The organism is Corynebacterium kroppenstedtii DSM 44385, assembly GCF_000023145.1.
In the GTDB taxonomy this organism is placed as follows: domain Bacteria; phylum Actinomycetota; class Actinomycetes; order Mycobacteriales; family Mycobacteriaceae; genus Corynebacterium; species Corynebacterium kroppenstedtii.
On sequence record NC_012704.1, the window covers coordinates 2,417,003 to 2,429,051 of the forward strand.

Annotated in this window: 10 protein-coding genes; 4 read left to right on the forward strand and 6 right to left on the reverse strand. The window is 58.4% G+C overall.

The features are described 5' to 3' along the window. Positions 1-3: 3 nt before the first annotated feature. On the forward strand, positions 4-519 hold the full coding sequence (locus CKROP_RS10270; protein ID WP_012732680.1) for an NUDIX hydrolase: 516 nt from the start codon (positions 4-6) through the stop codon (positions 517-519). Between the two features lie 123 nt (positions 520-642). Here the strand turns inward: CKROP_RS10270 and CKROP_RS10275 are convergent, their stop codons facing one another. Further along, a complete protein-coding gene (locus CKROP_RS10275; protein WP_012732681.1) occupies positions 643-2,772 on the reverse strand; it encodes a YhgE/Pip domain-containing protein in 2,130 nt (709 codons plus the stop codon). Beyond that, the gene (locus tag CKROP_RS10990; protein ID WP_012732682.1) at positions 2,762-3,643 is read right to left on the reverse strand and encodes an ATP-binding cassette domain-containing protein; all 882 of its coding nucleotides are present in this window, start codon (positions 3,641-3,643) and stop codon (positions 2,762-2,764) included. The genes CKROP_RS10275 and CKROP_RS10990 overlap by 11 nt, the downstream gene beginning before the upstream one ends. Before the next feature lie 290 nt (positions 3,644-3,933). Between CKROP_RS10990 and CKROP_RS10285 the strand changes: the two genes are divergently transcribed. Beyond that, positions 3,934-4,911, forward strand: coding sequence for a bile acid:sodium symporter family protein (locus tag CKROP_RS10285; protein WP_012732683.1), 978 nt, complete (start codon positions 3,934-3,936; stop codon positions 4,909-4,911). A 24-nt stretch (positions 4,912-4,935) separates the two neighbouring features. Here CKROP_RS10285 and CKROP_RS10290 read toward each other — a convergent pair whose 3' ends face one another. Genes CKROP_RS10290 through CKROP_RS10305 form a run of 4 tightly spaced genes read right to left on the reverse strand, consistent with a single transcriptional unit; the run spans position 4,936 to position 8,254 of the window. Continuing rightward, positions 4,936-5,301: a branched-chain amino acid transporter permease gene (locus CKROP_RS10290; RefSeq protein WP_012732684.1), complete on the reverse strand. Its 366-nt coding sequence runs from the start codon at positions 5,299-5,301 to the stop codon at positions 4,936-4,938. Next, the gene (locus CKROP_RS10295) at positions 5,298-6,098 is read right to left on the reverse strand and encodes an AzlC family ABC transporter permease (protein ID WP_012732685.1); all 801 of its coding nucleotides are present in this window, start codon (positions 6,096-6,098) and stop codon (positions 5,298-5,300) included. Before CKROP_RS10295 ends, CKROP_RS10290 begins: the two co-directional genes overlap by 4 nt. A 42-nt stretch (positions 6,099-6,140) precedes the next feature. After that, the gene (locus CKROP_RS10300; RefSeq protein ID WP_012732686.1) at positions 6,141-6,746 is read right to left on the reverse strand and encodes a YqgE/AlgH family protein; all 606 of its coding nucleotides are present in this window, start codon (positions 6,744-6,746) and stop codon (positions 6,141-6,143) included. Further along, positions 6,743-8,254: a CCA tRNA nucleotidyltransferase gene (locus CKROP_RS10305; protein ID WP_081429458.1), complete on the reverse strand. Its 1,512-nt coding sequence runs from the start codon at positions 8,252-8,254 to the stop codon at positions 6,743-6,745. The genes CKROP_RS10300 and CKROP_RS10305 overlap by 4 nt, the downstream gene beginning before the upstream one ends. 151 nt (positions 8,255-8,405) lie before the next feature. Here CKROP_RS10305 and CKROP_RS11235 point away from each other — a divergent pair, with 151 nt between their 5' ends. Together CKROP_RS11235 and CKROP_RS10315 are read left to right on the forward strand one after the other, a co-directional pair. Continuing rightward, positions 8,406-9,272, forward strand: a complete 867-nt coding sequence (locus CKROP_RS11235) for an NUDIX hydrolase (RefSeq protein WP_081429502.1) — start codon at positions 8,406-8,408, stop codon at positions 9,270-9,272. Next, positions 9,266-11,998: a hypothetical protein gene (locus CKROP_RS10315; RefSeq protein WP_012732688.1), complete on the forward strand. Its 2,733-nt coding sequence runs from the start codon at positions 9,266-9,268 to the stop codon at positions 11,996-11,998. Before CKROP_RS11235 ends, CKROP_RS10315 begins: the two co-directional genes overlap by 7 nt. The last annotated feature ends 51 nt before the right edge of the window (positions 11,999-12,049 follow it).

A 12,049-nucleotide genomic window follows, 5' to 3' on the forward strand; every position in this document is an offset into this window, starting at 1 on the left:
CCGATGGCTACTCCGCCCTTCATCATTAATCTTCGCTCCAAAATTGGCCACGACCCGCTGTGGCTGCCTGGGGTTACCGTCGTCATTCTTCGCGACGGTTCCGCTCCCGGCGCGCGTGAAGTTCTGTTGGTCCGTCGCGTCGATAATGGGCAATGGACACCCGTGACGGGCATCGTTGACCCAGGTGAGCATCCCCATGTCGCGGCTATTCGGGAAGCTCAGGAAGAAACGCGGGCACTCATCACGATCGAATCTCTGTTGAATGTTCAAGCGGTGGGCCCAGTGACGTACCCCGATGGCGATGTGACGTCATATGTGGACACCGCGTTTCGCGCTTCGCTTCGGGACGACTCGCCGGAGGTCGGTATTGGCGACGACGAATCCCAAGCCGTTGCCTGGTGCGATGTGAACGAATTGCCCGATATGAAACCGCGGTTCCGGGCCATTATTGCTCGGGCGTGCGAGGACGCGGATCACGGTGGGCCTGCGTCGTGGGGGCCACTGCCCGGGACAGAGTAAGTCCGACGTGGTGCCGTCGAGACCTAGTTAACCGGGCATGAACATAGAAAATCCTCCCAACCCGTACAGGACTGGGAGGATTACAGCGCTGGGGTGAGAGTTAGTCCCTCGCCCCGCTACCCCTTACACCACGGCCGGATGCAGGGTAGACATCGTGTACACCCGCTTGCGGGATACTCCCCAGACCAGGAACACCATGGTCAGCACCGCAACGAAGGCCAGCACGAGCGCGGAGTTCCAGAATTGAGCATTCAATTCACCGACCCCAGCTTGTCTCATCCCTTCGATGAGCCAACTAAATGGCATGAATGGGTGGAGTATCTGGAAGAACTTGGGCGAGGTTTCGATGGGGTACAGCCCGCCCGCGGACGCGAGCTGCACCACCAAAGCAACGATGCCCAACAACTGCCCCTTTCCTTCACCGAACCAGATAATCAGAGCTTGCTGGAAGATCAAGAATCCGAAGCCGCCCAGTAACATGAGAGCAGTCCAGGCGAGGAGGTTTTGAGGGCGAATATCCAGCGTGAACCAGCTGATACCAACCAGCAGCGCGACCTGCAGAACGCTGATCAACAGTGCTGGAGTGGTGGTTCGAATAGCCAACCGCAGCGAGGAGACCGACGCAGCCAGGTTCCGTCTGGGGAGCGGACGAACAACCTGCCACACGAACAATCCACCCAAGAAAATTCCGAAACCAGCCAGGAACGGGGCAAGGCCTTCGCCCATCGACGACACCTTGTGTACCCAGCTTTCATTCAGTTCCGACGGACCAGCCAAGGTGTCCGCGTTGTGCGCGACCATCTGCGTCGTAAATGCTGGTACGCGGTCCTGCGAGGACGCCAGGCTATCGTGCAGCGTGCCCGCACCCTCTGACAGCTTCCCGGTTCCTCCGGCTAGCTGCGTCGTTCCGTTCTTCAGGTCTTTCTGGCCATTATTCAGCGTGGTTGCACCATCCTGGAGCCGGCTCGCACCACTTTGCAACTGGCTCAGGCCGCTGCTGAGCTGTCCTGCACCAGCGTGCGCTTCACCCAACTTCGACGCGATGGTCTGGCTACCATCCTGGAATTGCTGGAGGGCGCCGCTGATCTGGGTGCTGCCGTCGGCCACACGTCGGGAACCATCGGAGGCCTTCTGAGCACCGTCGGCGAGCTGGTGAGCTGCCGAATTTGCCTGATTAACGCCGTCGAGAAGTTGTCGCACCTGAGGCAGCTGGCTGATTCCGGGGATTCCCTCTATCGCGGCCAACTTCCCTTTCATCTCATCGAGCCCGGCGGCTAGTTGAGCATTGCCCTGCGCCAGCTTTGCGTTACCGTCGGCGACCTGTTGAGCACCGCTCACAAGTTCCGTCGATTTCTCGTGGGCAAGACCTAACTTGTCGGTGAGCTGTTGCGCACCCGCTTGGAGTTGCGCCGATCCATCATCCAACTTCTTTGCACCAGCGTGAGCTTCACCCAGTTTCGACGTGAGCGTCCCAGCACCGTCCTTCAACTGCGACGATCCGTTGAGAAGCTTACTGGCGCCGTTATCCAGCTGAGTCGCACCGTTATTGGCGGTCTTCGCACCATTAGCCAACTGGCCGGAACCGTCGGCAGCCTTACCCATTCCCTCATGGATTTCGTTAAGCGACGAAAACACCTTGGCGCTGGCCGTGTTGGTGATCGACTCATTAATCGTCGAGTGCAGACGCTCAGCTGCGGCTTTCAACAGGACGGACGCCGATTTACCATTCGCGTCGTTATAGTCGAAGTTCAGCACAGCCTGGTGCGGATTCTGCGTACCAATGGACGCCACGGACGAGGAAAAATCCTGAGGAATAGCGACGGTAGCGAAGTACTTACCGTCCTCCAGCCCCTTCCTGGCCTCCGATTCTGAGGGGAATTGCCAATCGAAGGTGGGGTTGGCCTTAACATTCTGAATGATTTCCGGGCCAACATTGACCGGCTGACCGTCCTTTTCTGCCGGACGGTCATTATTAACGACGGCGACCTTCATGTCGCTGAGGTTTTCCGTCGGATTCTGGTTGGCCCAAAGGAAGAACGCGCCGACGAGCAGCGGGATGGTTGCCAGAATGGCGAGCGCGACGGGGAAAATGCGCAGGCGGTGGATTTCCGAGTTCCGCCCGATCAACATGCGCGGCATGATGCGTTCGCGGTAGGCGGACGCGCCTTTCCCTCGCGCGGTGAGGCCCCGCCGTTTCGGCCGAGCAGGCGAGGAACCCGCGTCTTTACTGTGGTTGGGCTTGTTATTCGCCATGGTTGGCCTCCTCGGCGGCGAGAGCATGGGTGTGCTGATAAGCAGGTGTGCTGCCCGCTCGGTGGCGGGTCGTGGTTATAGGGTCCGTGGGGGAGCGGGGGATATCAACGCGCGTTTCCTCATTCGCGAATTGATCGGCGGATCGATCGGCAGATTCATCGGCGGACTCGTCGACAACACGGTTTTCATCCCGATTGTCGGGGCGCTCGGCGAAGATCTGTCGGACGCCGTCAGGGATGGCGCCGACGTTCGCGGTATTCGCGACGATCGTGATTCCTAGAGCGGAGGCACGTTGCAACGATTCCCAGAGCGCAGCCTGGTCGTTCGGATTGCGGAGGGAATCGACATCGTTATAGCTGATCACGGAGGGCCGACACACGAGCGCGACGAAAAGCCTCGCCTGCGCCTGACCCAACACCGTGAGGTCTTCGATGGGAACGTCGGACCCGGGGGGCTCGGTTCCAAAAGCTGCGTGGAGGCATGACGTCATGTGGTCGCCCTCCCACCCGGGCCGACGAGCAATAATCGGCGATTCGAGTGAGATCCGCTCATAGGCTGTTTCCGCGATGGTCAGTGCGGGATCCAAATCATCCAGGTCGTCGAAACCAGCGAATGTCGCGATCTTCTGGACTTTCCGCATGTGTTGGGGAATGGTGATTCCACCCACGGTGACTGTTCCGCCCGAGGGCTTCATGCGGCCCACCAAGGTGAGTAGCAGGCTCGACAGTCCGTTGGACTGGCCGGCGACGAGCGCGACCGTTTCTCCCGGTTGGACAGTGAAACTTAATGGCCCGTACACCGGGCCCTTTTTTGTCGACAGCTCGACGTCCTGTGCCGAAATGTCCACAGGCATGAAGCTACTTCGCACCACGCAGCTCCTTATCATCTCAAGATTTACTTTTGTACTGAAAAGCTTGTGAGCGAGATAATAACACAACGGTTTCCACTCGCTAATTATTTTTCGTTTAAAAGTGTGATGGAGTTTCACGCGCGACTTCCTGGGCACGCGTGGCGTAGACCTGAGAGACCTAGACGAATCACCTCTTTCGCCACCTTTTACGCAGGTAGTAGCCCCTTAAACACCGAGACTGTTCTCTCCAGCGGTAGTAGTGATTTTCCTACATGCCCCCGCCCCAGCGTGAAGGTTTTTAGAATAGTGACGTGAATATTCGCAAAATTGCCTCCTGGCGGCCCGATCCGTTGATCGTCATGATCCTCTCAGCAGTGACGATCGCCATTCTTTTCCCTGCTCGCGGGTCTTTCGCCAGCGCGTGGGATACCGTCACCACCGGGGCAATTGCATTTCTGTTTTTCCTCTACGGCGCGCGCCTCTCACCCGCCGAGGCTTTCGAGGGCCTCAAGCACTGGCGTCTTCACACCCTCATTCTGGCTTTTACCTACGTCGTCTTCCCGATCATCGGTATCGCTCTCTTCCCACTTCAGCACCTGGTGGGCCACAACCTTTATGCCGGTTTTTTGTTCCTCTGTCTCGTGCCGTCGACGGTCCAGTCCTCGGTGGCGTTCACGTCCGTTGCCAGGGGAAACGTGGCGGGCGCCATCGTCAGCGCGTCGACGTCGAATCTGTTAGGTGTCGTAATCACACCTGTTCTCGTGATGTTCTTCATGTCGGGGTCGGGTTTCCACGTGTCCGGCAGCGTGTTTATCGACGTTGCGCTGCAGCTACTTGTGCCATTCATGCTTGGCCAGATTGCACGTTTGTGGCGTCCGATCGCGAAAATGTCGGCAAGCCCGGTGACGAAGAATGTGGACCGGCTGTCCATCGCTTTCGTGGTATACGGGGCGTTCTCGGAGGGAATCGTGTTGGGCGTATGGACGTCGATTGCGTGGTGGCAGCTGGTGATCGTCGTCCTGCTGTCCCTTATTTTGGTCGAGCTGATGCTGTGGTTGACCTGGACCGCCGCGAGCCGTTTCGGCTTCGATTACGGCGACCGCGTGGCCATTCAGTTCTGCGGGACTAAAAAGTCCTTAGCGACGGGCCTCCCCATGGCCGCCGTCATTTTCCCCCAGAGCGCTGCGGTGATCATTTTGCCGCTGATGGTGTTCCACCAGATTCAGCTGATGGTGTGCTCTGTGCGCGCGAGCCGATACGCGCGCCAGCTGGACGAACACGCCAGTTAAACGAATCGGCCAGGACAAACGTCGCTACGCCACAACGTTGAGCAACAAAACGTAGAGTGCGGTTCCGCCGAAAATGGAGAGCGTCACGCTGTGCCGCCACGCATGAAGCAGGCACGTTCCCGCAATAGCGACGAGGACAGGCCACCACCCGCCCCTGTCATGCGAGGTTTCCACAGCGGTGTAGACAATGAGCACCATGGTTACACCCACGGGCATGGTTCGGCTGAGATGGGCCACGAAATCCGATCCCCGCAAACGCGCAATAAACGGAAATGGAAACGCGCGCAGGGCAACGGTGACAACACCGATCACGCACAGCATCGCGAGCGTGTGGGACAGTGACACCCCTTCGGGCAACCCATAATCGCCATAAGCCAGCGTGTGATTCATTGTGCAGTTCCCCCTTCACCGTCGGTAGGGTCGGAGTGGCCACGGCCGGACCGCAGCGTGAGGGTTTCGTCGACGGTCGGGGACCAAAACCTCACGAGGAGCACAGCAAGATAAAGTCCCAGCCCGATAACCATGAGAGATTGCTCCGACACAAGCCATCCGACGGCCGCGCAGATCAAGGCAAGGCCAGGCAGCGACCAGTCGGGATTCGCGGAAAATGACTCCATGGTGAGCACAATGAACAGAGCGACGAGAGCGAAGGACATCCCGTCGATGGTGGGAATGTACTGACCGACGAGAGCACCAACTATTCCCGACGCCAACCAGAGGGCTTGCACAACGACTTGGATTGTCAGGACGTGGACGCCGCTGATCGAGCTGTTCTTCGCCATGGACGTCGATGCGATGGCATAGGACTCATCCGTCAAGGCATAGGTGGAGTAGGCGCGCCAGGCGCGGCTTTTAATTGCGTGACGAGGGAAGGTCAAGCCGTAGAACGCGTGACGGAAATTCACCATCAATGCTGTTAACCCAGCAGAAAACAGCCCAATCCCGCTACTGATCAAGCTGATGGCCAGGAACTCCATGGATCCCGCGTAAATGATGGTGGACAAAATTGGTGCCCACCACCAAGCAAAACCTGATTGGACGACCAGAAGGCCGAAGGAAAGTCCGAGCGGAATCAGTCCCAGCCCAATTGCCCAGGTTTCAGCTAGACCTTGCCGGATGTCGGGGCCTAAAGAACCGCCGTGTGCGGGGGTGTTCTGCGGTGATCCGCGGTGTGGTGGTGTGTCCATAACGTGTTCTCTACGGGCGCGAGGTGACGGTTAATTCTCGGTTTAATTCTCGTTCGGATCGATAGGGTAGGTCGCGAAGAGGGGGAGTGGTTGCTCTTGCCGACGCATCACCTGCCCCCACACATCGACATTGGCGGGGGCGAGGACGTCTTCGGTCAGTGCCGGCGCCACGTACCAGTTTCCGCGCTCAATTTCGGCATTAAGTTGGCCTGGCCCCCACCCGGCGTACCCGCCGAACATGCGTAGACCGTGCAGTTTCCCTTTCACCTCGTCGGGGTCGGCGTCTAAATTCACCGTCACAAATCGGTGCGCCGTGGTGGAGAACAACGTGGTGTCGCCGATGACGGTATCCGGCTTCGCTACCCCGACGGCGAGAACAGTGTTGTGACCCACCGGGCCGCCGAGATAAATCACCTGAGGTGCGGTAATGAGCGGCGTCCACTGCGGCAGGACGTTCTGTGTTGCCATCTCTGTGCGTTCTGTCAGATCAACGCCGACGGCACCGTCGGGGCCAACGTCGAGAAGGAAGATGACGGAGCGAGTCAGCTCTGCAGATACCATTCCGGGTGCAGAGACCAGCAACATTCCCGCCTCAGGCGGTGTTTTACTCAGCCCATTGAACAGGCGATCACTGTAGATATCACTCATGAATGTTGCTCCTCTGACTCCTGTTCCTCAGTCCACCATTTCTTCAGCTCTAGGATGGCGTCTTCGCGCTCTAAAGGCCCCTGATCCAGGCGAACATCTTTCATGTGCTTCCAGGCTTTTCCTACCATCGGTCCTGGTTCAATATCTAGGATCGTCATAATGTCGTTCCCGTCAAGATCCGGACGGATGCGCGCGAGATCCTCTTTATGCTGAATCTCCTCAATACGACGTTCAAGATCGTCATACAAGCGTTGTAAACGACGGGCTTTCGCCTGGTTCCTGGTTGTGCAGTCCGCCCGTACGAGCCGGTGAAGCCGGGGCAAAAGGGGCCCCGCATCGGTCACATAGCGGCGAACAGCGGAATCATTCCACGCTTTTTCGGTATAGCCATGGAAGCGCTGGTGCAGGTAGATCAATCCCGAGACGTCTTTGATGAACTGCTTACTGTATTTCAATGCCCTGAAGCGTTTGCGGGCCATTTTCGCCCCCACCACATCGTGGTGATAAAACGTGACGCCTCCGCCGGGTTTCGGGGCCCGCGTGCTGGGTTTTCCGCAGTCGTGGAGCAGCGCCGCCCACCGCAGGACTAAGTCCGGGCCATCCGGTTCACGATCAATAGCTTGGCGCAGCACCTGCAGCGAATGGGCATACACATCCTTGTGCTGCATGTGCTCGTCACGGGTCATGCGCATAGCAGGGATTTCGGGAATGATGTAGTCCGCCAAACCGGTGTCCACCATGAGTTCAATCCCGTCGGTCGGGTGGTCCCCGAGGATTAATTTGTCCAGCTCAGCGTGGATTCGCTCCGCTGTGATCCGCTGGATGTCCCCCGCCATCCTCTCCATGGCCTCACGCACACGTGGAGCAACGCGCAACCCCAGTTGGGACACAAAACGGCAGGCCCGGAGCATGCGGAGGGGGTCGTCGTGAAACGAAATCGCCGGATCGTCCGGTGTATCAAGATAACCGCGGACGAGGTCAGTTAATCCATGAAGCGGGTCGTGAAACACCTGCGAACCGTCGCCACGGACCTCGACAGCCATCGCGTTGACGGTGAAATCCCTGCGGGTTAGGTCCTTGTCTAAAGAATCACCAAAGGTGACCTCGGGGTTTCGTGATTCGCCGTCATAGGTGTCGGCGCGAAACGTCGTCACCTCTATATCTTGGCCGCTGCGTTGGCCCGAAACTGTGCCGTAGTCGATGCCCGTATCCCACACGGCATCGCATGTGCTCTCTAACAGCCGATGGATATCATGCGGCCTGGCATTCGTCGTAAAGTCAAGATCACTGCTCAAACGCCCTAAAAGAGCATCTCGGACGGAACCACCGACCAAATAGAGGTCGCAATCATCATCATTAAAAGCCTGGGCAAGCGGTGTCATCACGGGGACTAAGGAGGCTAAGTCTCTGTGCGCGCGTGCCAAATATTCTGCCTCCATAACGGACGTGTCATGCGAGGAGTTCGAATCGGACGGACGCGAATGGGAGAGTGAGGACGAACCAGCCATGTCAGATATCGTACCGGTCGTCAAGGCATGTCTAGTCCCCACCGATCGTTATGACGCGAGTTATCCACACGTGACCATTTATCCACAGGGAACGCGCAATGTGACTGGCCTATCTACCCACATGGGTTCGTCGGCCTCTATCCTGAAAAGAATGAGTAGGAGCACACGGCCACAGTCAGCGAGCCAAGACTCGTCCGACGCTGGCCACACGGGGGGCGGCGGATCGCCACGGCGCACGCGGCGCACAAACGGGGGCCGACGCCGACGCAGCACCTCTAGCTCGAAAAATAACCGCCAGGGTGGCGACAAGAAGAAGGGTAACCACAACCAGGGCAGTGGCTCGTCGACGGATAAAAATAAGCCACATCAGAAGCGTTCGACGACGTCGCGACGAAACAGCTCGCGCAACGGTAGGAAGCGCTCGAGGCCTGGTAGGCCACGTGACCAGCGCTCCGGCCGGGGGGCGTCCCGAAACTCGCGACGCAATAAATCCCGCGCACTCGCTTCGGTGTACATGCCTACCTCGGAGGAAACCTCCGCCGGCGGACTCGTCGTCTCTGGATTAGCTGAAGCTGTGGACGATGCCGGGATCGTGAATATGGATCGCATTTATGTATGCCTGATCGGGCGGCTTGACCGGCGTGGGCGGCTCCTGTGGTCCATCCCCAAAGGCCACGTTGAGCAGGGCGAAGACCATACCACCACCGCCGAGCGTGAAGTGTGGGAAGAAACCGGGCTCACCGGGCGCGTCTTCGAGGACCTGGGAACCATTGATTATTGGTTCGTGTCCGACGGTATCCGCATCCATAAAACGGTCCATCACCATCTGTTGGAATATGTTGACGGCATATTTAATGATGATGATCCTGAAGTCACCGAGGTCACATGGGCTCCTGCCTCTGAGCTCGTGGAGCGGCTAGCCTACGGGGATGAACGGAAATTGGCCCGGCGCGCGCACGAGATTCTGCCGGATCTGGCACGTCAAGCCCATGCGGAGGGGAGGATGACGCCATGGTGAAACCGTGGAGAACACGCATCCTCGGCATATGCAGCGCTAGTGCTGTAGCTTGTGCCGTCGGAATCCTCCCGGCGACGCTGACCGACGCAGGACATCAGGGCCCTACGGCTCAGGCTGCGGAATCGACACAATGGACCAACCCTTCGGCGCGGGATGGCCACTCCAAGAACGATATTGATGTCTCGATTTCCCAGATCAACCCGACGATCGCCACAATCGACGGGCACGTTGCGTTCACGGTGAAGCTGACGAACTCAACATCAAGCACGCTCGACTCGATTACGTATTCTTTGTCGCGTTCCGACGCCGTCGTCGACACCGCATCTGCCCGTCTCCGGCTGGCGGATAATAAAGATGTCTTTAATCACGATCTGATCAACGGGTCTGTCGACCACGATCAAGCCAATGATTCGCAATCCACGGGGTCGACGTCGGCACGCGAATCGGGCAAGAAAAGCACGTCGGCCAAGAACAGTAAAACCACCGCGTCCTCGGGTGATAACTCCGCTGTCACTCTCAAACCGGGTGAGTCCACCACTCTGACTTTTGATCTTCCGATCACGGAGGGGAATGGCAAAGCCACGCCGTTGGGCATCACTGATCCGGGGACCTACCCCATCGTGATCAGTGCTCAGTCGGGGTCATATGAGGGTTCGTCCAGGTTCTTGCTCCCCGTCCGGGATAAGGCCAAATCGGACAGCGACAATAAACAGGCCAGTGAGAATCAGCCTGTACCGCTTACTTTTTTGTGGCCGCTTGCCAGCCGTTCGGCCATCGTCCCTGGTGAAACTGGTGAAGCTCCTGACTCAGCTCCCCTCCTGCTGAGCGACGAAACGCTCGCCCATGAGCTTGCTCGGGGAGGTCGGCTCGACGGCCTGTTGTCGGCCTATGCCAACGCAGCCAGCAAGAATAACGGCATTAAAGAGGCGAGCTGCCTGGCCATTGACCCCGACCTGCTCACCACTGTGGAGAGAATGACTCACGGGTACTCGGTGACCAATGAGCGGCCGAGCGCCGTGAGCGAAACAACTCGCTTGCGGGATAGTTGGGGATCCTCCAAGGGAACGAAGACGCGCGATGGCAAGGGCACGGGCGATGCCGAGAGGTGGCTGAAGAAACTCAAAGATACGGCATCCGGGGGATGTGTCGTGTCGCTGCCCACCTCGGGGGCCAATCTTAATGCTGTCGCAGCCACCAAGGATCCTTGGCTAGCTGCGCAAACGCTCTCAACCGGGGATACGAACATTCAAGCCATTCTTGGCACAAGCACGCTCAGCAACATCGCCATTCCCGGCGTGGGGTACCTCAACCAAGACGCCATACCGTCGTTAGCCAACGCCTATACCAATGGGGAGCCCATCGATCTGAACTCGCAATTCGAGGAGGGCGTGGCCAATACCGATAAATCTGCCGGCACCCCCACTAGTGAGGAACCGCAGGTCAATCCGGTTACTCTCACGTCTGACGAGGCGTCGACGAATACAGTGCGGCCAGCCTCGTGGCCTCCTCGGGATCCGCATGTTACGACGCTTGTCGCGGATAACTCGCTGTCTACCAGCACTGAAACGGACAAGGGGGACAAGTCTGATACGACAGCGGGCGATGGTTCGTCCTCTGACAAGGATGATTCCGCTGGTGGGGACTCTGCGGTCCGTTCCCGCGACGATGACTCAGCCGCACATGACCAATCCGCGTGGGAAAACAAACTTGTCGACGTTGGCCACGGTGTGACAGCCATTCCGTTTAATGCGGATGTGGGCGCCACCCTTGCGGCAACCGGGGGGACTCCGGAGACGGCGGCGTATTCCACACCGCTGACGCGCTATCAAGAGACGCTTGATTCCTCGCACGCGCGAATGCAGGACGCCATTGCCGTCATGTGGCAGACGATTCAATCGCGCACGCCCGTCCTTGCCACGCCCCCCGCGCAGTGGACCGCCAGTAGCGAGGACGCCACCGCATTTTTAGACGCGGTTGGCACACTCCTCGGCGGGGAGGCCACACCCACCGCGCTCTCCGCCATCACATCCCAAACCCCACATTCCACGGGGAGCGTGAACCGCCCGTATGAGGATCCCGGCGCGGTAAGCAGCGACGATGTACATCGGGTGGCGACGCAGGCGTCGTCGATCACACGGCTGACCACCATGATGAGTAATGATGACCGGATTGAGCTCACACGGTTTAACTTCACGGCGCCATTGCGTACAGATCTCCTTCGGGCACTCACTGACGACGGCCGACGGAGTGAGAAGAAATACGACACTGTCACTCAGTATTCGGACACGCTGTTGGACAAAAGCCAGGCGATGCTTCACAACCTTTTGACCTCGGTGAAGCTCGTCCCGCCGGGCAATGTGTACACGCGAACGTCGGATTCATCACCCATCTTGATCGTGGCTCGGAATGGTTTACCGCTCCCGGTCAAGGCGTCGCTCCAATGGCAAGGCCCATCGAACGTTCAGCTCGACGAGCTGAAACAAACATTGCCTGCCCGTGGTTCAGTGACTCTCCAGGTACATGCTGATATTGCGGCACGGAGTAAACAAACGAAACTCAAACTGTGGCTAGCCGGCGACCATAATCAGGCGCTGTCTGAACCCACCACAGTCGCCATTCAATCTGCCCCAGGTATCTCCTGGAAAGGTGTTCTGACTGTGGGGGGAATCCTGGTTACGATCGCCGGAATCGGCCTTATCCTGCGGGAACGGCGAACACGCATGTAGGGTGCCTGCGTTACGATCTGCCCGATGAACTCCCTGTTTTTCCCGCACTAA